Annotated in this window: 22 protein-coding genes; 9 read left to right on the plus strand and 13 right to left on the minus strand. The window is 64.3% G+C overall.

Annotation, left to right across the window (positions count from 1 at the left end):
• The first annotated feature begins 16 nt into the window (after window positions 1-16).
• The 3 genes from AC1DSD_RS08515 to AC1DSD_RS08525 are packed head-to-tail and all read left to right on the plus strand — an operon-like array spanning window position 17 to window position 3,277.
• Entirely contained in the window at window positions 17-730 is a 714-nt protein-coding gene (locus AC1DSD_RS08515) for a SapC family protein (protein ID WP_478029578.1), read from the plus strand.
• Window positions 723-1,772 (plus strand): cupin-like domain-containing protein, encoded by a 1,050-nt coding sequence (locus AC1DSD_RS08520; protein WP_478029580.1) that lies wholly within the window; start codon window positions 723-725, stop codon window positions 1,770-1,772. The genes AC1DSD_RS08515 and AC1DSD_RS08520 overlap by 8 nt, the downstream gene beginning before the upstream one ends.
• On the plus strand, window positions 1,769-3,277 hold the full coding sequence (locus AC1DSD_RS08525) for a tryptophan halogenase family protein (RefSeq protein ID WP_478029582.1): 1,509 nt from the start codon (window positions 1,769-1,771) through the stop codon (window positions 3,275-3,277). The genes AC1DSD_RS08520 and AC1DSD_RS08525 overlap by 4 nt, the downstream gene beginning before the upstream one ends.
• Window positions 3,278-3,312: 35 nt before the next feature.
• Here the strand turns inward: AC1DSD_RS08525 and AC1DSD_RS08530 are convergent, their stop codons facing one another.
• Entirely contained in the window at window positions 3,313-5,307 is a 1,995-nt protein-coding gene (locus tag AC1DSD_RS08530) for a cellulase family glycosylhydrolase (RefSeq protein ID WP_478029583.1), read from the minus strand.
• A gap of 189 nt (window positions 5,308-5,496) precedes the next feature.
• On the opposite strand from AC1DSD_RS08530, the gene AC1DSD_RS08535 reads away from it, so the two are divergent.
• The gene (locus AC1DSD_RS08535) at window positions 5,497-6,285 is read left to right on the plus strand and encodes a GntR family transcriptional regulator (RefSeq protein WP_478029584.1); all 789 of its coding nucleotides are present in this window, start codon (window positions 5,497-5,499) and stop codon (window positions 6,283-6,285) included.
• Window positions 6,286-6,379: 94 nt separating this feature from the next.
• Window positions 6,380-6,829, plus strand: a complete 450-nt coding sequence (locus tag AC1DSD_RS08540) for a hypothetical protein (protein ID WP_478029586.1) — start codon at window positions 6,380-6,382, stop codon at window positions 6,827-6,829.
• Between the two features lie 26 nt (window positions 6,830-6,855).
• On the opposite strand, the gene AC1DSD_RS08545 is transcribed toward AC1DSD_RS08540, so the two are convergent.
• The 4 genes from AC1DSD_RS08545 to AC1DSD_RS08560 all read right to left on the minus strand — a co-directional run bounded on the left by AC1DSD_RS08545 (window position 6,856) and on the right by AC1DSD_RS08560 (window position 10,538).
• Entirely contained in the window at window positions 6,856-7,713 is an 858-nt protein-coding gene (locus tag AC1DSD_RS08545) for a phytanoyl-CoA dioxygenase family protein (RefSeq protein WP_478029587.1), read from the minus strand.
• A complete protein-coding gene (locus tag AC1DSD_RS08550; protein WP_478029589.1) occupies window positions 7,710-8,525 on the minus strand; it encodes a phytanoyl-CoA dioxygenase family protein in 816 nt (271 codons plus the stop codon). The genes AC1DSD_RS08545 and AC1DSD_RS08550 overlap by 4 nt, the downstream gene beginning before the upstream one ends.
• A gap of 13 nt (window positions 8,526-8,538) precedes the next feature.
• On the minus strand, window positions 8,539-9,339 hold the full coding sequence (locus AC1DSD_RS08555) for a phytanoyl-CoA dioxygenase family protein (RefSeq protein ID WP_478029590.1): 801 nt from the start codon (window positions 9,337-9,339) through the stop codon (window positions 8,539-8,541).
• A 239-nt stretch (window positions 9,340-9,578) separates the two neighbouring features.
• Window positions 9,579-10,538 (minus strand): hypothetical protein, encoded by a 960-nt coding sequence (locus tag AC1DSD_RS08560; RefSeq protein WP_478029591.1) that lies wholly within the window; start codon window positions 10,536-10,538, stop codon window positions 9,579-9,581.
• A 170-nt stretch (window positions 10,539-10,708) separates the two neighbouring features.
• On the opposite strand from AC1DSD_RS08560, the gene AC1DSD_RS08565 reads away from it, so the two are divergent.
• Window positions 10,709-11,527, plus strand: coding sequence for a phytanoyl-CoA dioxygenase family protein (locus AC1DSD_RS08565; RefSeq protein WP_478029593.1), 819 nt, complete (start codon window positions 10,709-10,711; stop codon window positions 11,525-11,527).
• Window positions 11,528-11,629: 102 nt separating this feature from the next.
• On the opposite strand, the gene AC1DSD_RS08570 is transcribed toward AC1DSD_RS08565, so the two are convergent.
• The 8 genes from AC1DSD_RS08570 to AC1DSD_RS08605 all read right to left on the minus strand — a co-directional run bounded on the left by AC1DSD_RS08570 (window position 11,630) and on the right by AC1DSD_RS08605 (window position 21,728).
• Window positions 11,630-13,003, minus strand: coding sequence for an MFS transporter (locus AC1DSD_RS08570; RefSeq protein WP_478029595.1), 1,374 nt, complete (start codon window positions 13,001-13,003; stop codon window positions 11,630-11,632).
• Window positions 13,004-13,071: 68 nt separating this feature from the next.
• Window positions 13,072-13,899, minus strand: coding sequence for a GntR family transcriptional regulator (locus AC1DSD_RS08575; RefSeq protein ID WP_478029596.1), 828 nt, complete (start codon window positions 13,897-13,899; stop codon window positions 13,072-13,074).
• 82 nt (window positions 13,900-13,981) lie between these two features.
• Window positions 13,982-14,920, minus strand: coding sequence for a hypothetical protein (locus tag AC1DSD_RS08580; RefSeq protein ID WP_478029597.1), 939 nt, complete (start codon window positions 14,918-14,920; stop codon window positions 13,982-13,984).
• Complete coding sequence (locus tag AC1DSD_RS08585) at window positions 14,907-17,204, minus strand: TonB-dependent receptor (protein WP_478029598.1); 2,298 nt, start codon at window positions 17,202-17,204, stop codon at window positions 14,907-14,909. Before AC1DSD_RS08585 ends, AC1DSD_RS08580 begins: the two co-directional genes overlap by 14 nt.
• A 789-nt stretch (window positions 17,205-17,993) precedes the next feature.
• Entirely contained in the window at window positions 17,994-19,052 is a 1,059-nt protein-coding gene (locus AC1DSD_RS08590; protein WP_478029600.1) for a phosphotransferase, read from the minus strand.
• Entirely contained in the window at window positions 19,049-20,200 is a 1,152-nt protein-coding gene (locus tag AC1DSD_RS08595; protein WP_478029601.1) for an acyl-CoA dehydrogenase family protein, read from the minus strand. The genes AC1DSD_RS08590 and AC1DSD_RS08595 overlap by 4 nt, the downstream gene beginning before the upstream one ends.
• Window positions 20,197-20,958, minus strand: coding sequence for an SDR family NAD(P)-dependent oxidoreductase (locus AC1DSD_RS08600; protein ID WP_478029602.1), 762 nt, complete (start codon window positions 20,956-20,958; stop codon window positions 20,197-20,199). The genes AC1DSD_RS08595 and AC1DSD_RS08600 overlap by 4 nt, the downstream gene beginning before the upstream one ends.
• 17 nt (window positions 20,959-20,975) lie before the next feature.
• Complete coding sequence (locus tag AC1DSD_RS08605; RefSeq protein WP_478029604.1) at window positions 20,976-21,728, minus strand: SDR family NAD(P)-dependent oxidoreductase; 753 nt, start codon at window positions 21,726-21,728, stop codon at window positions 20,976-20,978.
• Window positions 21,729-21,847: 119 nt separating this feature from the next.
• On the opposite strand from AC1DSD_RS08605, the gene AC1DSD_RS08610 reads away from it, so the two are divergent.
• The 3 genes from AC1DSD_RS08610 (at window position 21,848) to AC1DSD_RS08620 (ending at window position 24,006) form a co-directional block, all read left to right on the plus strand.
• Complete coding sequence (locus AC1DSD_RS08610; RefSeq protein ID WP_478029605.1) at window positions 21,848-22,546, plus strand: carboxymuconolactone decarboxylase family protein; 699 nt, start codon at window positions 21,848-21,850, stop codon at window positions 22,544-22,546.
• A gap of 71 nt (window positions 22,547-22,617) precedes the next feature.
• On the plus strand, window positions 22,618-23,226 hold the full coding sequence (locus tag AC1DSD_RS08615; RefSeq protein ID WP_478029606.1) for a TetR/AcrR family transcriptional regulator: 609 nt from the start codon (window positions 22,618-22,620) through the stop codon (window positions 23,224-23,226).
• A 6-nt stretch (window positions 23,227-23,232) separates the two neighbouring features.
• On the plus strand, window positions 23,233-24,006 hold the full coding sequence (locus AC1DSD_RS08620; RefSeq protein ID WP_478029607.1) for a helix-turn-helix transcriptional regulator: 774 nt from the start codon (window positions 23,233-23,235) through the stop codon (window positions 24,004-24,006).
• The last annotated feature ends 50 nt before the right edge of the window (window positions 24,007-24,056 follow it).

Consider the following 24,056-nt stretch of genomic DNA (forward strand, 5'->3'; position numbering starts at 1 on the left):
CTAAGGATCGGCAGCGATGGCGAATCCCGTCCTACTCAACAATGTCGACCATGCCGATCTGCGGGTCGTGGTGGATCGCGGCGCCGCTTATGGCGATGCCGTCAATCAGACGATGGTGTTCGCCACCGAGTTCGAGGAATTGCAGCGCGAGTATGCGATCCTGTTCCGGCGTGACCCTGCCGGCGCCTATCGCGCGACTGTCCTGCTTGGGTTCGATGCCGAGGAGAATCTCTATCTCGACGGCACGCATTGGGACGCGCGCTATATCCCCGCGCTGATGAGCCGCGGTCCGTTCTCGATCGGGGTCCCGCCGGAAGGCGTTGCCGGCGAACCGATGATCCATATCGACCCGTCGCATCCTCGCGTGCGCCATGGCGGCGAGGGCGCTGCGATCTTCCTCGACCATGGCGGCAACGCGCCATTGCTCGACCAGGTCGCGGCCGCGCTGCAGCGGGTCTATGTCGGATCGCAGGCTGCGCCCGCCATGTTCTCCGCGTTCGAGAAGCATGGCCTGATCCAACCTGTCGAGCTGCGGATAGAGACCGAGGACGGACGCCGTTTCACCGTGCCCGACGGCTATGCGATCGCGCAGGATCGGCTCGCCGCGCTCGACGGCGCGGCGCTCGCGGCATTGCATCGCGACGATTTCCTGCGGCCGGCGATCTGGGCGGCATCCTCGCTCGGCAACATCTCCGCGCTGGTCGCGCGCAAGCGGCGCCGCGATGGCTGATGCCGCCCCCGTCCGGATCGCCGTCACTCGGCGAACCCGCGAGTTGGACGGAAATATCGCCGCCCCCGATCTCGCTGCCATCGTCGCCGAAGGCGTGCCGACGATCCTGAAGGGCGTCGCGCGTGACTGGCCGTTGGTCCAGGCTGGGCTGCAATCGCCGGAACGCGCCGTCGACTATCTGCTGCGGTTCCACAGCGGACAGCCGGTGGTCGGCTATACCGCTGATCCGGCAACCGGCGGCCGCTTTCACTATAACGAAGACGCGACCGCGATGAACTTCCGCGGCGAACGCGTCGCGTTCGACGCCTTCCTCGCCCGCATCTTCGAACAGCGCGGCAACCCAGACGCACCGGCTTTCTACATCGGCTCGACCGACCTCGACACCTTCTTCCCGGGCTTTCGTGCGGAGAACGAATTGGCGCCCGCGGGCGACTTGTTCGCCAAGCATCCGCCGCTCGCCAGCATCTGGCTCGGCAATCGCACGATCGCGGCGGCGCATTTCGACATGTCGAACAATGCGGCGTGCTGCGCGGTCGGGCATCGCCGCTTCACCTTGTTCCCGCCCGACCAGGTCGCCAACCTCTATCCCGGTCCGCTGGCGCCGACGCCGGGCGGGCAAGTCGTGACGATGGTCGATTTCGCCGCACCCGATCTCGACCGCTTCCCCGATTTTCCCAAGGCGGCGGCGGCCGGCGAGATCGCCGAACTCGAGCCCGGCGACGTCCTCGTTTACCCGGCCTTGTGGTGGCACCAGGTCGAGGCGCTCGACGACTTCAACGTGCTGGTCAATTATTGGTGGAACGCGGCACCCGATTTCCTCGACACGCCGATGACGACCTTGCTCCACGCCATGCTCTCGCTCCGCGATCGCCCGGCGCACGAGAAAGCCGCGTGGCGCGCGATGTTCGACTATTACATCTTCGGCCCGCCCGAGCGCCCGGCGGCCCATTTGCCCACCGCGGCCCGCGGGCCGCTGGCGTCCCTCGATCCCATGGCGGCGCGGCAGTTGCGCGCCCTGATCCAAAGGCAGCTCAATCGATGACCGAAGCAACTCCCGACAGGATCCGTCGCGTCGTCGTGGCGGGGGGCGGTACTGCCGGCTGGATCGCCGCTACCACGCTCGCCAAACATCTCAGCCCGATGATCGAGGTGGTGCTGGTCGAATCCGACGAGATCGGCACCGTCGGCGTTGGCGAGTCGACCATTCCCACCATCCGCAGCTTCCATTCGTTCATCGGCATCGACGAGGATGCATTCGTCCGCGCAACCAATGCCAGCTTCAAGCTCGGCATTGGCTTCGAGAATTGGGACCGGCCGGGCGATCGTTATTTCCACTCGTTCGGATCGGTCGGGCGATCGGTGTTCGTCGCCGATTTCCAGCATTTCTGGCTCGAGGCGCGGCAGCGCGGCTTCGGGCGCCCTTATGGCGATTATTCGCTGGAGCTGCGCGCCGCGGCGGAAAACCGCTTCTCCGCCGATCCCGAGCTTGGCCTCGCTTATGCCTATCATCTCGACGCGACCGCTTATGCCCGGTTCCTGCGGGGCATTGCCGAGGCCGACGGGGTAAAACGCGTCGAGGGCCGTATCGCGGAAGTGTCGCAGGATGCAGAAAGCGGCGACATCCGGTCGCTGGTGCTGGCATCGGGCGAGCGGGTCGACGGCGATTTCTTCATCGATTGCACCGGCTTTCGCGCGCTCCTGATCGAGCAGACGCTCAAGGCCGGTTTCGACGATTGGAGCCCCTGGCTCGCGACCGACAGCGCGTTTGCGGTCCAGACCGAGAGTGCCGGCGAACCCGTCCCCTATACCCGCGCCATCGCGCATGACGCCGGGTGGCGCTGGCGTATTCCGCTCCAGCATCGGGTCGGCAACGGCATCGTGTTTTGCAGCGCGGACATGGACAATGACACGGCGCGCGAGACGCTGTTGGCCGGGATCGACGGCGAACCCTTGTTCGAGCCGCGCCTGCTGCGGTTCACCGCGGGGATGCGCCGCCGGGCATGGCATCGCAACTGCCTGGCGCTCGGCCTCGCCGGCGGGTTCATCGAGCCGTTGGAGTCGACCAGCATCCATCTGGTGATGATCGCCATCACGCGCTTCATCCAGTCATTCCCGTTCACGCGCGACTATCAGGCGCTGGCCGAGCGCTTCAATACGCGGTCAGAAGCCGAATGGACGCATGTCCGCGACTTCGTGATCCTGCATTACGCGCTGAACCATCGCGACGAGCCGTTCTGGCAACGCATGACGCGGATAGAGCTGCCCGATACGCTGGCCGCCCGCCTCGACCTGTTCCGCGAACAGGCGATGGCGCATCAGGACCAGGACGAGATTTTCCGCGTCGATTCCTGGTGCCAGGTTATGATGGGGCAGGGCCTGACGCCCGATGGCTGGCACTTGCTGCCGAGCCAGCTGCCCGATGCCAATCTTCGCCAGGCGCTGGACGGGCTCGACGCGGGGATCAAGGCCCGGCTGCCGCAGCTGCCGAGCCTGGCTCAGTTCCTGACGCGCTACGCCGCGCCGGTCCCGGCGGCAGCGCTGCGCTGACATCGACATTCGTTCGCCGATGGCGATCCGGCGCGTCATTGCCGCTTTATGGTGATCGTGATTCGTCCGGCTTTTTCGACCCGAACCGACGCAAGTTGCTCCGCGAAGACAAGGTGGCCCCCGGCGACATCGAATGTGCAGCCGTTGGGATATTGGGTTCGCGGCACGTAGATTTCAGTGGGCGCCGCGATCGCCGGATCAGCGTCGAAGGTCAGCGCGAACTCGCCACTCGCCCGGTCGAAATGCATGTTTTGGATTCGTCCCTGGACGTGCCTGGCGAATGGCCGGCAAAATCCCCTGACCCCACGCCCGCCAGAACTGGAATCGCCCGCCACCAGCTGGTCCTGGGAAAAAATCGACAGATCCTCCTGATTCCAATTGTCCCCGATTCTCAGGTCGTTGCGGTTCGATGCGGTGTAATTCCATTGCGTTGAATTGAGTTGCAGCGCGTCGAGCGCGTCGTACATCAGCCCAAGCAACAGATCGTGCTTGGCCCAGATCGCCGGATCGCGCTCGCCGCGATCCCAGGCGGCGTAGGCCTCGCCTTCGTCGAGATCATAGGGAATGCCGAATTCGCCGATCAGCGACGGCGCGCCGTTGGGGCCGAATGTCTTGGCGCCGCCCGCCGCCTTATAGCCGATCTGCGCGACATAACGCTGCAGCACCTGATCCTCGCTGGTAGCGAGTTCGCCAGTAAGGAAGTCATACGAATTGTTGGGATCGAACGTCTTCAGATAGAGCGTCGAAGCGTCGTACCAGTGGCTGGCATTGACCGAGCGCTCGGGCATGCGCTCGGGGAAGGGGCGCCCCGATGCCGCGCCGAACGCGTCGAGCTCGGCGAACACCGACCAGTCGGGATTGTGCCGCCGCGTCGTCTCCGCGACAGCGTGGAACAGCGGGCCGAAGCCGTCCTCCGATATCGTGATGCGGCGGCCGTCGCGGCTGCGGAAGAATTCCTCGTCGAGCGCGACCGCCTTACCGCCCTCGACACGCCAGGCGCCCGCGGCGGCGAACGGACAGGTCACGCCGTCGCGCCAGATCGATACGCCGTCAGGATTGATGACGCGGCTGCCCGCCGGCTCGGCATGGCCGGTATCGAGGTTGCGCCGCAGCACTGGCACTTCGACCGATAGCCCGCTCGCCGCGGCCAGACCGTCAAGCGCCGACGTCGCGACACCGGGGCGGGGGCGCGTTCGGTTTTCCTCGCTCGGGGCCAAGTGGCGATAGCTGAGGCCGTCACCGACCCAGCCGGTGCCAGGCTCGTTGAGCGTATCGAAACCAAGCACGTGCGGCATGCCGGCGACACGCTCGGCGATCGCTTCCATCGCGCCGAGATAATGGCGCTGCAGGTAATGCTGGATGTTCTCGCCGTCGACGCGATGCTCGGGCGTGAACAAGGCACCGCACCAGAACAGGCTCCAAATGATCGCATTGCCCGACAGGCGGTAGTTCGATCCCCAGCTCATCTGCGGATAGTGCGGCTGGCGGCGGACGTCGCTGCCATAATCGTAGACCTGTTGCATGACGTGCGCCGCGCCCGCCGCGTGGAACTTGGTGAAATCGAGGCCCACCGCCTCGAACGTCCAGCCGGGCGCGCCGTCGCCGCCGGTCATGCGCGACCAGACGTCCTGATGGAAATCGACGAACAGATAGAGGCCGTGCTTGCCCGCGCGCGCGCAGACTTCGGTGAAATAATCGAGATAATCCTGATCGTGCTGGCCCGGCCCGGCATGCTCGACCGCTTCCCAGGTGGTGAGCAGGCGCAGGCAGTTGAAACCCCAATGCGCCAGCCGCGCCAGATGCTCGTCGGCCTCGGCGATCGGAAACGGGCGCCCGACGAACGACACGGTGCGATGGTCGGCAAAATCGCTCGGATATTGGGTGCCGCCATTGGGGGAGGGCACTTTGCAATCGCCGCCCAGATTGACCCCGCGCAGGATGACATGGCGCCCATGGCTGTCGACGAACCGATCCCCGTCGATCGAGAGGGTGGGAAGAAGGGCAGGTCGCGTCGCGATGTCGATAGTCATGGTTTCTAAGCCTAGCCGTGACGAAATGGTCGGTTATAATTTGATCGAAAATAGAATAAAAAGTCAATTATGATCAAAAAATACGAAAAGGAGATGCGGGTGGTTTTCCGGTACACCTTTCAATTCGCCCAGCCCGCTGCTCTATGAGGCCGGCATCTCGCCCGATCAGAAAGACCTGATGTGACAGCATTGGTTTCCGTCGCAACCTTTACCGATCCCCGCCTGACCGTCGGGATCGACGCCGACAAGAACCCGACCCAGGCGATCGCGCACTGGTTGCGCCGCGACATCGTACGCGGCGTGTTCGCGCCGCTCGAACGCCTCAAGGTCGAACAGCTCACCCAATATTACGGTGTAGGGCACAGCCCGGTGCGCGAAGCGATCCTGCTGGTCTCGGCGCGCGGGCTGATCGAGCACGAGCACAACAAGGGCTATCGCGTCGCCGGCGTGTCGCTGGCCGATTATAACGACCTGATCGATATCTATCGGCGGACTTATCAGCTCGCGCTGGAAATGGCGGTCGAGCGTGGCGGCGAGGAGTGGGAAGAGCGCGTCGTGCTCGCGCTGCACCGCTCGCTCAAGGTCAGCAAGGTGATGACCGACGCCGATCCCGAGGCGCGCGAATTGTGGCAGCAGGCATATAAGAGCCTGCACGAGGAAATATTGTCCGGCTGCGGATCGCGAATCCTGAGGGGGGTGGTCGGCAATCTCGGCGACCGCGCCGAGCGCTACGTCAATCTTCACGCCGATCTCGCCACCGACCGCGCGCGCGACAGCCATGCCGAGCACCGCGTGATCGTCGAGGCGATCGTCAGCGGCGACGCCGACCGGCTGCATTCGCTGCTCGACCGCTTCTTCGAAGGCGGCGAGCCGATGCGCGCGACGATCCGCCGCAACCTCGCCGAACTCGGCCAGCCCAAGCGCCGGCATGGCGGCCTTCAGAGTGGGCGCGGACGGCGACCCGCAACGGCCGCCTGACGCATGCGCCGGCTCAGCGTCAGCGTGGTGGCAGCCCCGCGGACGCGGTAAATCCCGCCTTTTGGTGTTGGGGCGGTTGGGATAGCACGGTGCCATGCCAAGCTCTGACGGAATTTACTGGACGACGGACGAGAAGCTTTTTCGGACGTTGTCCGGGAGCGATGAGGTCACCGGATGGTTCGGCTTCGTACCCTCTTTTCATGATTGGGAGATCGAAAGGTTAGACGTCACGGCCGGCGAGGCGACGATCGTCTTTAAAGCTTGTCGGATGACGAGCGAGATAGACGCGAAAGGATTTTTCGTCTGCGACCGCCATGCGCGTGTATTCGTTCACTTCGATGGAATCACCGGCATCTCGCTGGTTGGAGATGCCGGCGCAATCGTTCAGGATCTCGGCGTCAGGCGGGTCGTGGCGAAGCAAGGCGGATGGGCCACGTCAGCGGGTCCACAAATCGGGGACCTCGAATTGACCTGGGAGAGCAGCATTGGGCTCGAGGGGTCGTTCTATGCTCGCGAGATCCGCTTTTCGGTGCAGCCGGCATAAGCGCGAGCAGCCGGTTTTGGGCCGACCTACGCCACTTCCGGGATGATCCCGAGCGCAGCCGAACGCCGGAACCTCTCGTCGCCAGTGTCGGGCCACGGTCCCGGCTCTGGGAACGTCCCACCCGGCAGCGGCCAGGCGATCGGCGTCGCCGGCCCATCGATCATCGCACCGACCGCGATCCCGGTACGATCGACTGACGGGTGGGCGCGTTCGCCGCCGCGCGTGCAGCCGTCGGCGAAATAGATCGCGGTATAAGCGCGGCGCGTGATCCCCGATTGGTTGGGCAGCGCCATGTGCATCGTGCGGCCGTGATGGAACAGCACGTCGCCCGGCCGGGCGGGGACGAACACTGCCTGGTCCTCGACCTGCGGGCCGTTGCTGTCGTCGCCGGCGAAGATATCGACGAATTGCCGCGCGTCGCGGTGCGATCCGGGAACATAGCCCATGCACCCCGTCTCGCGGTCGACCTCGACCAAGGGAATCCAGGCGGTGATCGTCGCGTCCTCGGCGATCGGCCAATAGGGATGGTCCTGATGCGCCTGGGTCGATTTGCCGCCGGCCTCCTTGAACAGCGCCTGGTCGTGCCACAGCCGCACCGCGCTGGCGCTGATCAGCTCGGCGGCCATCCGGCAGACATTCTCGTGGAAGGTGAGGGGGCGGATACCGGGCGAATCCTCCCACATATATTGGCATTGCACGAACGACTGCTCGTAGCGCGATTTCTCCGCCAGGCTGCGCGTGTCGCGTGCCTTGCGCCGCGCGACCGCGGCATCGACTTCGGCGGCGAGCGGAGCGAGCTCGGCCGGATCGATCAGCCCGCGCACCGCGACGAAGCCATCGCTGCGATACGCCTCGATCAGCGCCGCGCTGTCGTCGCGCATCATTGTCCGGCGCCCTCGATGATGAACTGGCGTTCGGCATCGTCCTGGCGGATCGTCTCGCCGTCGACCATCGTATGCGCGCCGTCGGGGGCATATTGCAGGATGTACGCCTTGCGCACTGTGCCGTCGCGCAGGTTCGGCCCCGTGCGATGCGGAGAAAGCGACGAGAACAGGATGATGTCGCCCTTCTCCGCCGGCACCGCGACCGCGTCTTCGGCCTCCTCGAGGCACTTGAGCCCGATCGGCGTGCGCCAATGGTCGAGCGTGCCGCCCTTGTGCAGGCCGGGCACGATCCAGGGACAGCCATTCTCCTCGTCGACATCGAGCAACGGAATCCAGAAGGTCAGATATTGCTGCGGCTCGATGAAGGTGTAGCCATTGTCCTGATGCCAGGGGAATTCCTGCTTCACCCCGGTCTTCTTGTAGACCGACTGGTCCCAATAGAGCCGCACCGTTCCGCCCATCAGATCGTGGCACAGGTCGCGGATCACGGGATGCGCGGCGAACCGGCGCAGTTCGTCCGAATGCTTGACGATATGCGTGGTGAAGGTGATCGCGTCGGTGTTGGTCAGGCTGAGATTGCCGCCCTGTTCCTTGACGTACTTCTCATAGGCCTGCTCGATCGGGTCGATCGCGGCCTCGACCGCATCCAGTTCCGCGTCGCTGAACGCGTTGCGGATGACGATGAAGCCGTCGCGATCGAATGCCTTCACTTCGTCGCGCGTCAGCCGGCGCAGCGGCCGCGCCCCGGGCACGTCCTGCCAGCGGAAATCGTGGTTGAGCGGATGCGGGCGGGGGTAGGTCTGGGTCGACATCGAGATCCGTTCTTCAGGCTGGGATATTGGAGGTGGCGCGCCGCGCGGGGAGCCAGCGGTTGACGTGCGCGAGCGTCGCCGCCGCGACCGCATCGATCGGCTCGGTGCCGGCTTCGGCGTAGTGATAAACCATCGCCGAGCGGCGATAGTCGGCGACATTGTCGGTCGAGCAATGCATCAGATAGGAGTGGAAGAAGAGCACGTCGCCGGGCTCCATCGTCACCGGGATTTCCTCGGCGGTGTCCTCCGACACGATCTCCTGATAGCCCTGCAGGCTTTCCGGCCGGCGGTCGGCGACATGCTCGAACACCTGCTGCCTTTTGTGCGACCCGGGCAGCACCCACAGGCAGCCATTCTCCAAGGTCGCGCGGCTCAGCGCGACCCAGACGGTCACCTGCGGCTGTTTGTCGTAGCGGAAATAATAAGCGTCCTGATGCCAGGGCTGGCCGACCACGCCGGGGTTCTTGAAGATGAATTGGCTCTGGAAACAGTCGATATCGTCGGTGAGGATGTCGCGTAGCGGATCGGTGAGCACCGGATCGACGGCGAGGTCGTGCGCGGCGCCGACGATGTGGCAATTGAACACCTTGGCGATGAAATCCTCGGGGTTGCGCGCCACCGGGCTCGGCGCCTTTTCAGGATAGATCAGCAAATCGTCGGCGGTCGAATAGACGCGCTCGCCGCCATGCCCTGCCGGCGGGTCGGCACGGATCGCGTCAACCGCCTCGCGCTCGATCCGCTCGGTGACGGCCGCCGAGAGCAGGCCACGTTCGATGAAGAAGCCACGCTCCTCCCAGCTGTCGCGATCCGGCATATCCATCTCCCCATGATTCGATCTAATACAGCATATTTACGCAATTTACATCAAAAATAGATCGAATCTGCAAGAGGCGAAAGGGCGGAGCGATGCCGTGCGTGGGAGACACCGACCACCACACCAACGAAGCCACCCCGGCGAAGGAGCGCCGGGGTGGGATGCAAGCTAGATGGGTTACAACTGGGTGATCGAGTGCCGGGCTAGGATCGCCGCGAGACGTCACCCCATGCCCAGGGTCAGGGCACGTTGCTCAAGATGCTCTGCCAGTTGGTCGTCTCGGTATAGATCTCGCCGGTCGAGGCCTTGAACGCCTGCTGTCCGTCGGCTGCTCCCTGGAGCTGCCACATCAGCCAGGCGGTCGGATAGCCGAGATAGGCATCGACGCCGTTGTTGCACGACCCGAGCCCCGACGGGCAGGTCGGATTGCCCTGGACGTCATTATGGTTGGTGCCCTTGATGATCGCCTTGGCCTTGGTCAGCGCCGAGGGCGTCGCGTTGTAATAGGCCGTGTTCGAATTGAGTTGGCTGCCGAACAATTGCGTGTCGGGCGAGATCAGGGTGTCAGCTGATCCGCTGACATAGAGGATCGACCCTGCGGTCGCGCCGGTCAGCGTCGCCGTCTGCAGGCAATTGGACGACGAACTGCACCACATCTGTGCGGGAAGGTGGAACGCGACCGCGGTGCGGATCATGGCACCCGAATGGATCATCGCGTTGATCACCCCGGTGGCGCCTTGCGAATGGCCGACGGCGCCGATCTTGGTCACGTCGAGCTTGCCGAAGAAGACGCTGCTCGCGTCGGTGTTGCGCGCCTTGATGTAATTGGCGCTGTCGATCAGCGTCTGGCCGATGCCGGTGGTGCCGTCCTGCGTCGCGATAACGACGAAGCCCCACGACGCCAGGTGACGGAGATAATAAGCGTAAGTGCTGGCGGCGATCGGCGTCGTGCCGGTGCCGTTCCCCCAAACCACGATCGGATGCAGGAAACCGTTGGCGCCGAGATTGGCGGGGAAATAGATATCGCAGAGGTCGCCCTTGGAATCGCAGGCCGTGGCGGTGACCGTCGTCGTCACGGTCCACGGGCCGTTGGCGTAATATTTCTGCTCGATGGGCTTCGTCGGAAGGTTGGGCCCTGCGTAGGCGCTCATGGGCATTACCGCGACCAACGCCGCAGCCAACCAGGCTAACCGCTTCATAATCCTCTCCCTTCGCCGAATTTGGCATCGGGCCGTTCCGTCCGGGACGGTTTCGATGCCCTTTAATAATTATCGACTCTCTTTATAGAAAGTAGAATTAAATGCAGAAAATTATCGAATCAAGCTGAATTTAAATTATTGGGCCGAGGCCCCTTCAACAGGAGACGATGATGACTACCCTCCCGACCACTGCACCGCGGATCGATCCGCGCAGCGCTGGCTTCGACTGGCAGGACGTGCCCGCCGACCGGCCGTTGCGGCGCTTGACCCGCGATGAAGTGGAGGCGTTCGACCGCGACGGCTTCGTCATCGTGCGCGGCGCGTTCGCCCGCGCCGAACTGGCCGAGGTCGAGGCCGCGATCGATCCGATCGAACAGGCCTATGAAACCTATGTCAGCGAGCAGCAGGGCGGCAATTTCCGCCTGACCTCATCGGGCACGATCACGTTCACCGCGCATCTGGTCACCCAGTCCGCGATCTTGCGCGATTTCGCCGCGCATCCCGTGATCCGCGACCTCTGCCACGACCTCGCCGATGCGCCGATGCGGCTCTATTGGGACCAGTCGGTGTACAAGAAGACCGGCAAGAAGCAGGAATTCCCCTGGCATCAGGACAATGGCTATACCTTCATCGAGCCGCAGCAATATCTGACCTTCTGGATCCCGCTGGTCGATGTCGATGAGGAGAATGGCTGTCCGTGGATCGCGCGCGGCCTCCATCGGCTCGGCACGCTCGACCATTGGTTGACCCCGATCGGACTGAAGTGCCTGGAGGAGGTCGACGACGCGGTCGCCGCGCCTGCCGCGGCCGGCGACATCATCCTGTTCTCGTCACTGGCGCCGCATCGGACCGGACCCAACCTCAAGGACGGGACGGTGCGCAAGGCGTACATCCTGCAATATGCCCCCGACGGCGCGCGGACGTTCGGCACCGATGGCTCGGTGGTGTTTCAGAACGACCCCGCTCGCCAATTTCTGATCGATGGTTAGGCGCTAAAATGATGGAGGGGGAGGACGGCGATTGCTCGCCGTCGTGCTCCTCCCCCTCCGACAGTCCCTGCGGAGACTGTCACTCTCCCTGGGGAGAACCGATCAGGCCTCGCCGGCGACCACGCGGCGCTGCGCCTCGAGCTCTTCGACGATCTCGTCGTGCCGCTTGCCGCGCAGCGGGTAGAAGAACATCGCGATGCCCGCGATGACCAGCCCGAGCGCGGGTAATGCGGTCATCAGCACTTTCATTCGCGCCAGCGTCTCGGCCGATTGCGAGACATTGGCTTGATAGCCGATTACGCCGAGCAACCAGCCAAACAGCCCCGCACCAAGGCCTAATGCGACTTTCAGGAAGAACTGCCCCAGCCCGAACACGAAGCTTTCGGTCCGCCGGCCCGATCGCCATTCGCCATATTCGACCGTATCCGGCAGGATCGACCAAAAGCCCAGCGCCAGCCCCAGGCCGGTCACCTGCATCCACAGGAAGAATCCGATCGCCAGCGCCGTCGTCCGCACGTCGGTGATGGCGAACCAGGTCAAGCCGGCCAGGCCCCAGACCACCGCGGCCAGGCAGGCGTTGCGCTTGCCGATCCAGCGGGTGACGACCATCCAGATCGGCACGACGATCAGCCCCGATGCGGCGCAGAGGCTCAGCGCGGTGCGCGCCTGGGCCTCGTCGTGGAGGTAATATTTGAAATAATAGAGGATCGATTTGCCCAAAGCGGTCGAACACATCACCCCGGCGCACATCGCGGCGAGCATTGTCCAGAGCGCGCGATTGCCCTTCAGCGCCTGCCAATATTCGCCCAGGCTGTGCGGCACGACTTCGTGGACGTCGCCTTCCGGCTCGCGAGTGGCGGCGAACACGATCGGGAAGATCATTGTCGCCATCGCCGCGAACAGGACAGCCGCGATCAGATAACCGTGCGGTGAGTCGACCGTTCCGCCGAAATGAGCTGCGAGCGGCTGGGTCGTGATTGCGATGGTCAGCCCTGCCAGGGTCGCGAAGATGATCCGCGCGCCGGCGATCGATCCGCGCTCGCCCGAATTGGGCGTGATGCGCGCGCTCATCGCGGTATAGGGGATGGATACAACCGTATAGGCGATGCGGAACAGGATGTGCGTGGCGAGCATCCAGGCGGCAAGTGCCGACCCCGCCAGATCCGGCTTGAAATAGAGCAGGACGAACGCGATTCCGACGAACGGGCCGCCGAACAGCAGATAGGGGCGGTAGCGTCCCCAGCGCGTCCGCGTACGATCGGCAATCGCGCCCATCAGCGGGTCGATCGTCGCATCGAAGATCGAGGCGATCATGTAGATCAGTCCCGCCGTCCCCGCGCTCAGCCCGACGGCGTCGGTGTAGAAGAACAGCAGATAGAGCGAGATGCTCTGCCAATAGAGATTGAACGCGAAATCGCCGACCGTGAAGCCGATCACGCGCGAGATGCCTAATTTCGTACGCGCCAGTCCGGCCATCCCATCCTCCCGATTTTTTGGGGAGGAATAAATGGAGAATTGATAATTAGCTAGAGAATTTATCTATTTTAACGCGGATTTTTGCGCGGCCGTCCACGCTTGCGCGGCGCACCCTCCATCTCCGGCGCGGGGTCGGCGTGAGCGGACTTTTCGTAGCTGGAAAGCGTACGGCTGATCGTCTGGTGGAACTGTACGCCCATCTCGAACATGTCGGCGACCAGCTCGTGCAGCCGCTCGGCATCGCGGTGCACCACCGCGTCGACGATTTCGCGATGCTTGCTGTGATGGTCGAGCACGCGGTCGATCTCGAGATCGGCGAACAAATTGACATAGCGTTCGAGCCGCCCGCCGAGATCGGCCCAGATCCGCATCAGGATCGGCGAACCGCAGCCCGACAGCAAGGTCCAGTGCAGCGCCGAATAAGCGCGCTGCCACATTTCGCGATGCTCGGGATCGTCGAAATTCTTCTCGACCTTGAGCGAGCGGTGGAGCTGGAGCACCACCGCTTCCTCCCAAGCCTCGTTGCCATGCTTGAGCGCGCTGTCGAGCATGAGCTGATAGATCTTGCGATAGGCGCGAATCAGATCGTCGTAATCGGCCAGTGAGACCGGTGCGACGCGATGCCCCTTCTGGTGCTCATGTACGACCAACCCGCTGGTCGACAACAATAAAATCGCCTCGCGCACGGGGCTGTGGCCGACATCGTAGAAAGCGACGAGTTGTTCGACCTTGAGCCGTTCGAGCGGCGCAAAGACACCGCGGACAATGTCGCGGCCGAGCCAATATTGCACCGCCAGCGTCGGATTTCGCTTGGGGTCGACGGGGGCGATGACCGACGGAGCGGTGAAGTTCTTTACGGACGGAATGTCGGTCGGCACGCCGCGACTATTAGACATGCCTCGCGCCCGCGCAACCAGCACGCCTTCCAGCCGTGGGCGATCGTTACGGGGGTGTTTCGGTGTCCCTTCGCCGTGACGGCTATTCGCGGCCATCGTCGCTCGCGAGCATCGGCAGGGCTGGGGGTGCCGATGCCGCGATGCCCTGGACGGCAGCGTCGAAACAGGCGCGCGCCTGCTCGGTGAGGAAGGCGGCCTCGACCCAGCGGTCGCTTTCCTCGCGCGGACTGCCATCGGAGCCGGTGACCATCTTGGGATAAAAAGTGCGCGCGGGGAGCAATTCGCAAAGCGCGGGCAAATAGTCCCCGGAGCAGGCGGTGAGGAGGAAGCCGCCGATGCTCTCCGTCCACATCCGCCGGAAGATGGCGAGATGCTGCGCTTCGGCCGGGTCGCTCGCGGAGAGTTGGCCGAAAGCGCCGGACGATACGCGCAAGTGGAGGAAGCGGACGCGCTCGAACACCGGGCGCATGGCGATGAGCTTGGCCTCGATATCGCCATACGGCAGTTCGTGGCCGGTATACCAATGTGCGAAATCGCCGTTGAAGGTCAGTTCGGGAAAGCGCTCGATCAGTCCGAGCGTCCGTCGGATATCCTGCGTCATCGTCGCGCGATGCGTTTCGAGGTGGAGCACGTGGCGCTCCTGCTCGGCGATCCGCAATATGCCCTCGGCGAGCCGCCACAGGTCGTCGTCTTCCTCGAGACCGGTGCCGAGCTGCACCGTGGTGCAGGCGCAGCCCTGGTCGCGCCAGTGTCGCGTCATTGCGCGGAGCTGGTCGAGGTCATGGATCACGCGCGCGATGCCGAATGGGATCAGCCCGGCGCCGCGCGCGACCGCCGGCTCGAGCGTCTGGATACCTTCATAGCCGGCGCCCGGTAGCGCGGCGTAGATTTCCGCCGTGCTGCCTTTGGGTCCGGCGGACCAGTCAGGCAGTTCGGCGATCGTGACGAAGCTCAATCCCGCGATCAGGCGGGGAGGGGGTAAGCCCTCCCCACCCGCATCGCGCGGTTCAGAAACCGACATCGAGCGACAACCCCACCGAGCGCTGCGATTCATACGGCCGGAACTGGCTCAGGCTGCGCGCGCTGCCGAACGGAGTCGAGAACATCGTCACGGCGAAATGCTCGTCGAGCAGGTTCTTGCCGTAAACCGATAGCTTCCACAGCTTGCCGCTGGCCAGCGCGATCGCGCCGTTGACCAGCACATAGCCGTCCTGTCGCGTGCGCGGATTGTTGGGGAAGGCGATCAGCTGCGACGAGCGATAGCTGGCCGACAGATCGAATTGCAGCTTGAGCCTGGACGACAAATCGACGCCGTACGAACCGCCCGCATTCAATTGCCATTTGGGCGAATAGGGCAGCGGCGCGTCGGTCAGATTCTGCTGCACGCCGGGCGATCCCGCCGGCGATCCCGGCGCGGGGACGCATCCTTCCGCCACGGTCTGCCCGCCGAAGCACGGCGCGTTGGGGAAATCGCCCCAGCGCGCATCGACATAGGAACCGCTCAGCACCAGATTGAGGTCGGTCGCCGCGATCGGCCGCCAGCCGAGATCGAACTCGACGCCCTTGGTCTTCGCCTCGCTGCTGACGATCGGATAGGTCGCGGTGACCGGGTCGCGGCCCGCTGTCTGGTAATTGTCGACATGCGTGTAGAAAGCGGTGACGTTGAACGTCACGCGCGCGTCGGGCCAATAGGTGCGCAGGCCGATTTCGTAATTGGTTGGCCGCTCGGGTTTCACGTAGCGCAAGGTCTTGACGCCGATATTGGTGTCGAACCCGCCGCCCTTGAATCCGCGCGTCACGGTGGCGAACACGTTGGCGTCCTTGGCGATGTCGTATTGAGCACCGGCGCGCCACACCAACGCGTAGGATTGTTCGGCTTTACGATCGGAATCGGTCAGATGATAAGTCGGATCGAGACGATCCTTGGCCGCTTCCACCCGGTCCTTGAGGTAGCGCAGTCCGCCGATCAGTTTGAACGATTTCGATATGTTGAAATTGGCTTGGCCGAACAGCGCCATGTTGCGCGAATCCGAGGTGATATGGGCGCGGCGGTTGAAGAACGGGAACGGCACCGTTGCGAAAATCTGGGTCGACCGCGAATTGATGTCGGCGTCGAAATAATAGGCGCCGAGCACGTAATCGATCAGTTTGCCGGTCGGCGAGGCCAACCGGATTTCCTGACTGAACTGCGCCTGGTTGAAATGGGCATAATTGACATCAAGGAGGTTGATCGGTGCCGAATCCGAATCGAGCCCGTCGGTCGTCTCCCAGGTCCGCCACGCGGTGATCGAGGTCAGCGTGAAGCCGCCCAGGCGATAATCGGCTTGCAGTGACACGCCCTTGCTCCTCGCGTTGGAGAAGACGTCGCCATTGATATCCTGGTCGAGATTGTCCCTGCCCGGCTTGATGCCTTTTGCAATTTGAAACAGTTCGGGCGCGCCCGGGGGCGTCCCCACCGAATAGAGCGTCCACACGCAGCAATCGGAGTCGCGCTTGTAATAATCGGCGATGCCGGTCAGCGTCAGGTTGGCCGTCGGCTCCCATTCCAGCTTGGCGCGCCCACCCCAATCGTCGCGGTCGTTCAATTTGCGGCCATCGAACACATTGGTGACATAGCCGTCGCGTTTGTTGCGGCGTCCCGAGATCGAGAAGCGGAGCGTGTCGGTGATCGGCCCCGACAGATAGGCGCTGAAGCGGCGGTCATTGTCGGGCCAACCCCAGCTGACGCTGGCGTTGCCGGTGAATTCCCTGGATGGCCGCTTGGTCACGACGTTGACCACGCCGGCCGATGCATTCTTGCCGAACAATGTGCCTTGCGGCCCGCGCAATACCTCGATCCGCTCGATATCGGGGAGGTCGCCGAGCGACGCTCCAGCCTGGCCCATGACCACTCCGTCCAGGACATAGGCGACGCTGCCCTCGATCGCCTCGGACGAAAAGGTGCTGGTGCCGATGCCGCGGATGAAGAAGCCGAAATTGCGCGGTCCCGCGGAATTGGTCAGCGTGACGCTCGGGACCATATATTGCAGGTCGCTGGTCTCGTTGAACTTGAGCGAGGTGAGCTTGTCGCCGCCAATCACCGCGACCGACAGCGGCACGTCCTGCAGATTCTCGGCGCGGCGCTGCGCGGTGATGACGATGTCGCCGCGTGTGTCGATCGATTGTGTCTGCGAATTCGCGGCAGGCGTGCCCGGCGCTTGCGTATCGGGCGCCGGCTTGTCCTGCGCCTGCGCCGCGGTCGTCCAGCTTAGCGCCAACATGCTGACAGCGACGCTTCCAACCGCCCGGAATCGAAAACTGAGCATTCACCTCTCCTGATAAATTACTATATTTATCACTAATAATTTATCGGATTTATGATGTTGTCAATCATTCGATATTTTAAGCACGATGGGGCGGCCCTCGCACCCCAGCGCCGTTCGCGGAAATGCGGTTTCGCCTAACGCGAGGCTTTTGAGTGAGGCGACAGGCGTCGGCTAACGGACGGATTGTGCCGTCAGTCCTAGGCGAACCGGTCTCTGAACGATGGATTCGCGATTATTCCACGGGGCCGGTCGAGCTCATCGGCACGTTCTTCCTCAATCGGAGGTCGTCGGAGCCGCCGTCAGCCAATAGCCGGTAGATCTGATAGACCACGACCGGGACAGAGGCTCATGTCGACCGCGACCCGGCAGCGGCACCGCGTTCGCTTCGTTCCAGCCGGACGGCAACCTCGCGCTGCGCCGCTCAGGTGGTGTGCGAGTTTGGTCTGGCGGAACCAGTACCTTCCTGTGCGCGAACCTCCAGATTCAGAATGAGGCAATCCCCGAAATGCCCTCCATTTTACCCGCCGCATTGTGGTGGGAAGAGGAGGGACTGAGTAAATTCGATGGGACGGTTAATCCAAAAATCCTGACGGACTTATAAAAGGTTACGGGTGTTCTGGGGAGCCCGGGAGAGGGTGCAAGTGGCGGTGCTGTCAGTCTAAGGCGAACTCGTCTCTGGGCGATACAGGGCAGTTTTTGACGGCAAGAGCTTTACTCGCGAGCAACTGCCGTTCAGACGGCCCTTGTCCCGTTGCTTGATCGGAACGGCCGGCAGGTGCCCGGCACGATTTAGCACGAGCGCTCGGCTTGCTGCCAAGCGAGAGACGCGAGCACGGGCAGGTCGGCCGCGAGCCGTCCCGCTTCCGCGGAAGCGGCCGTTCCACGGAGCATCCGCGCCTTGATGCCGTGGCAGATCGCGGCGAAGCGGAAGAAGTTGAACGCGACGTAGAAGTCCAGGTGAGGAATCCCCGCGCGTCCGGTCCGGCGGCAATAGGCCGCGACATAATCCTCCTCGCTCGGGATGCCGAGCTTGGCCAGATCGCTATCCGCCAGCCCGGGAATGGTGAGCGCAGGCATCCGGTACATCATCAGGTGATAGGCGAAGTCGGCGAGCGGATGGCCGAGCGTCGACAGCTCCCAGTCGAGCACCGCGCGGACGGCGAAGGCGTCGGGCGCGAAGATCAGATTGTCGATGCGAAAATCGCCATGGACCAATGTCGTCTCGTCACCCGCCGGGATATGCTCGGGCAGCCAGGCGATCAGCCGGTCCATATTGGCGTCGCGGCCGGCGATATCGTCCGCCAGATACTGGCGCGACCAGCGCGCGACCTGCCGCTCGATATACTGGCCGTGACGCCCGTACCCGCCGAGCCCGACCGCTTCCGGATCGATCGTATGAAGCTGCGCGATCACGGCGTTCATCGCGTCGTAGATCGCGGCGCGCGCCGCCGTGGTTTCGCCGGACAAGGTCGCGTCCCAGAATATCCGGCCGTCGACCATGTCCATCACATAGAACCAGGTGCCGATCACCGCGTCGTCGGTGCACAGGGCATGAACGTGCGGCACGGGAAAACCCACGCCTTCGACCGCGCGGATGACCTGCGCCTCGCGATCGACCGCGTGCGCGCCGGGCAGCAAGGTGCCGGGCGGCTTGCGGCGCAGGACGTAGCGGCGGCTGGGCGTGACCAATTTGTAGGTCGGGTTGGACTGGCCTCCGTTGAACTGCTCGACATGCAACGGGCCTTCGAAGCCGGGGACATTGGCGGCCATCCAGTCCGCGAGCCGTTCCTCGTCGAAGCGATGCGCGAGACGGACTGCGCCGGTGCCGGCGAACGAGTCCGCGGTCATTGCGCGGCGATCCAGTCGCGCTTGATCTTCTTGGCGAGGCTCCATTTGTGGACCTCGGTCGGTCCGTCATAGATGCGGAAGGCGCGCACCTCGCGAAAGACCTGTTCGACGATCGTATCACCCGACACGCCGGTTCCGCCCATCGCCTGGACGCAGCGATCGGCGATCCGCATCAGCGCCTCGCTGACCGCGACCTTCGCCATCGAGCTCTCGACGGTGCCGAGCGCACCCGTATCGAGCACGCCCGCGCACCAATCGATCATCAATTCGGCCTGTTTCAGGTCGATCACATTCTCGGCGAGCATGAACCCGACACCTTCATGGTCGATCAGCGGTTTGCCGAACGCCTGGCGGCGATTGGCGTAGTCGGTCGCGATCTCGTTCGCGCGGGTGCAGGCGCCGAGCCAGCGCATGCAATGCGTCAACCGCGCCGGCGCCAACCGGACCTGCGCTAGCTTGAAGCCGTCTCCGGGTGCGCCCAGCATCTGGTCTGCGGTAACCCTGAGCCGCTCGATCGCGACGATCGCATGGCCGCCCGGCATCGACGAATCGATCGTGTCGAGCACGCGTTCGATGCGGATCGCGGGATCGGGCAGATCGACGAGGAACAGCGAGGCGCCTTCCTCGGCCTTGGCCATGACGATGCCGACCCTGGCGCCTTCCGCGCCGGTGATGAACGCCTTGCGCCCGTCGATCCGCCAGCCATTGCCGTCGCGCGTCGCGATCGTCTGCAGCATCGACGGATCCGACCCCGCACCGCCGTCCGTCGCGGGTTCGGTCATGAAGAAGGCCGAGCGCGCCTCGCCGGCGACGAGCGGTGCGAGAAAGCGCGCTTTCTGCTCCGCCGTCGCGACCTTGCCGAGCAGGTACATATTGCCTTCGTCGGGCGCCGCGACATTGACCGCGACGGGACCGAGTGGCGAGAGGCCGGCCGCGCGCAAGATGACGGCGACCTCGCGATGATGCAGGTGCGTGCCATTCGCCAGGATATGCGGCGTCAACACGCCGGCCGCGCGCGCCTTGCCACGAAGCTCGGTGACCAGTTCGTCGCTCGGCCCGTGTGGACCGCACCGCGGATCGCGCTCATAAGGGGCAACCACGTCGCGGACGAAGGCTTCCACCTTGGCGGCGATGCCGGCGGCGCTCATCGCGGCGCCATCCGGATCGCGCCGTCGAGCCGGATCACTTCGCCGTTGAGCATCGGATTGGTCACGATCGTCTCAACCAAAGCGGCATATTCCTCGGGCCGTCCGAGCCGGCTGGGATGCGGCACCTGGGTCCCGAGCGATTCCTGCGCGGCGGGCGGCAAACCCATCAGCATCGGGGTCAGGAAGATGCCCGGCGCGATCGTCATGACGCGGATGCGATGCTGGGCGAGATCGCGCGCCAGCGGCAGGGTCATGCCGACCACGCCGCCTTTCGATGCGGCATAGGCGGCCTGGCCGACCTGGCCGTCATAGGCTGCAACCGATGCGGTATTGACGATGACGCCGCGTTCCTCGCCGATCGGATCGGCGGCGGCCAATCGCGCGGCGAAGCGCGCGATCACCGCGAAACTGCCGACCAGATTGACCTCGATCGCCTGGCGGAATGCCGACAGCGGGTGGGGGACATTCTCCTTACCCACCGTCTTGATCGCGGGCGCGACGCCCGCGCAATTGACCAGGATCCGCGCGATTCCGTGCGCGGCTTCGGCTTCAGCCAGAGCCGCGTCGATCGCCGCGTCGTCGGTGACGTCGATCTGGGCGAACAGCCCGCCGATCGCGGTTGCATGCGCCGCTCCGGCAGCGGCGTCGCGATCGAACAAGGTAACCTTCGCCCCGCGCGCCGCGAGCATCGCCGCGGTCGCGCCGCCCAGCCCCGACGCGCCGCCGGTGACGATCGCTGCCGCATTCCCGATTTCCATAGTCTGTCTCTCCGGTTTTATTGCGCGGTCGAGCCGCCGTCGACGACGAGTTCGGCCCCGGTCATGTATTTCGACGCGTCGCTTGCCAGGAACAGGATCGCGTCGGCGATCTCCTCAGGCGTGCCGATCCGGCCGACCGGTATGTCGGCGAGCAGGCGGGCGGCGATCGCGGGGTCGGCATGAACGCCGGCGCTGAGCGGCGTGGCAATATGGCCCGGATGGATCGAATTGGCGCGCACGCCATTGCCCAAAGCCGCGCATTCGAGCGCGGTCGCCTTGGTGAACATCCGGACCGCGCCCTTCGCCGCGCAATAGCTGCCGGTATTGGCGGCGGCGGCGATCCCGCGGATCGACGACATGTTGACAATCGCGCCGTTCCCCGATCGCCCGAGGAGCGGCAGCAGATGTTTCGTCGCGAGGAACACGCTGTCGAGATTGACCGCCATGATCGCGCGCCAATGGTCGAGCGTGGTGTCCGCAATCGACCGGAACACGCCGAACCCGGCATTGTTGACCAGGATATCGAGGCGTCCGGCGTCCCGATCGATCTCGTCGGCCAGCTTCGCCCAGGCGGCTTCGTCGGTAACGTCCATCGTGACGCCGCGATGCCGGCCATCGCCGAGCGACTCGACCGCCGCGGCCAGCCCGTCGGCATTGCGGTCGACCAGGATCACGGCTGCGCCCGCCGCGGCGAAGCGGCGTGCGGTCGCGAGCCCGATTCCCGATGCCGCGCCGGTCACCAGCGCGACCTTGCCCGTTAGATCGTACATCCGAAAGCCGCCTTTCCTGATCCTCGTCACGCTGACCAAACCGTCCGTTGACGTGTTCGCGATCCTGCCGTTAGCATAACCGTCCGACCGGTTGGTCTAGCAAAAAGGAGAGGCGCGCAATGACCGCAGCTGCGGTAACACTCGACGCCGTGGGCCGTGTTCGTGCCCATGCGCCGAAGACCTTGGCGGGGTATCGCCGCTTCCGGTCGGTGATCGAGAATGACGGCGCCTTGCCGAAAACGCTCAAGCATCTGTTCGTCGCGGCGGCGGCGTGCGCGAAAGGCTATCCCGACATGACCGAGCGCGAATTGCGCGCGGCGGCAGCGGCGGGGCTCGACGTCGAGCTTGCCGGATGCACGGTGGCGATCCTCGCGAGTTCACGTGGCGAAGGCGCCGCGCTGCGCTTCGAATCGATCTATGCGCGCGTCTATCCCGACAGTGCCCGGATCGAGGCCGACGAGCGCGAGTTGGTCGTCGCGCCGGGCGAAGCCGAGCAGAATTTCCTCTCTTATTTCACGACGATGCCGCCATCGCTCGGTAAGCTGCTCGATCTCGTGCCGGTCGGCGGTGACGCTTATTATCTGATGCGCGAGGGAACGCTGTCGGGCACCGCGCTCGAACCGCGCCATGCCGAGCTGTTGCTGGTGACGGTGCTGGCGGCGGATTACAGCAACTGGGCGTCGGTCCATATGGACGGTGCCCGGCGCGCGGGCGCCAGCGAGGCCGAAGTCGCCGAGGCGGTATTGTGCGCGGTGCCGGTCGCCGGTCTGTCGGCCTGGGTGGTCGGCGCGACCGCGATGGATGCCGGGGCGAAATGAACAAGGCGGCGCGTCTTGAGTTCGCGATCGTGCCGGGGCACGTCTTGGATATAACAGGGAAAGGATGATCGATGGGCGCCAAACCAGCGCGAAAACGTCGGACCACCGAAGCGCATGACGAAAAGCGCATCGAAATCATCCAGCACTGCGCCGCCTTGTTCGATAAGGTCGGTTTTCACAACACGTCGATGCAGATGCTTGCCGACGAAGTGGGACTGGGGAAGCCGACGCTCTATCACTATTTTCCCAGCAAGCTGTCGATCCTCTACGCGATCCACGACACGCACATCTCTGCGCTGCTGGACGGACTGAAACACGAAGCGGGCACCGATCCGGCCGACTCGCTGCGCTCGGCGTGCGTCGACATCCTCGGCCAGATCGCGACGCATCCCGGCTATGTCCGCGCTTTCATGGACAATTATGGCGACCTCGAAGGCAAGATGCGTGATGCGATCCGCACTCGCCGCCGCGACTATTTCGACGGGGTCAAGGCGCTTATCATCGAAGGTGTTGAGAGCGGCCGGTTCCGCGCAGTCGACCCGGTGATCACGACCTACGGTTTCCTCGGCATGTGCAACTGGGCATACAAATGGTATCCCCCGATGGCGAAAACACGCACGCCCGAAGAGGTCGCCGATGCGTTGTGCGGTCCATTCTTCGATGGCCTGAAGGCGGGATAGGACGGGATGCACGTCAACGAGGACATGCTGGCCGCGGTGCGTGTCCGATCGCTGGCGGAAATTCGGCCGGCTGCCGAAGCGTTGCGCGACGCGGTGCACGGCCTGGCCGGATTGAAGGTCGCAGTCACCGACAATATCGCTGCGGCCGAGCCGATGAAGGATGCCGACGGCGTGATCCTGGCCGGCGACGTCTTCGGTTTTTCGGGCGAGGATTCGCGCTGGTGGCGATTTCCGCAGCTGGCGCTGACCTCTCCACTGCCGATGGCGTGCCGGTTCGAGAGCGAGCCGTTCTGGTGCAACGCGGACGGCATCCGGACCCGTACGCCCAACGCGTTGCTCGCCGGACTCGACCTCACCAACTTTCGCGAGCGCGCTCTGACCAGCGCGGCGATCGTCGCGCCGATCCATCTGCCGTTCGGGCAGATCGCGGCGGCGAGCTTCCTGTCGCCCGATCCCGCGGTCGACGATCTTTCCGCGCCGTTCGAGGCGGTCGGCGAGACGCTGGCGTTGCTCGCGCGCATCTTCGTCGCGAGCTACGTCAAGGTCACCGAGCGGCGCCCGGCCAGCATCGCGCGGGTGATGCTGACCAAGCGCGAGGTCGAATGCCTGCGCTGGGCGGCTGCGGGCAAGACCAATGACGAGATCGCAATGATCATCAATCTCAAGCGCACCACGATCCGCTTCCACATCCGTTCGGCGGCGCAGAAGCTCGACGCGGTCAACCGCGACCAGGCCTTGTTCAAGGCCGCGCAACTCGGCTTCCTCGGCACCCTGCGCTAGCGCGAAACGCTAGCTGACCCATTGGACAGAGGCGCTGACCGACCTGCCTG

This window comes from Sphingomonas sp. P4_D12, assembly GCF_056401895.1.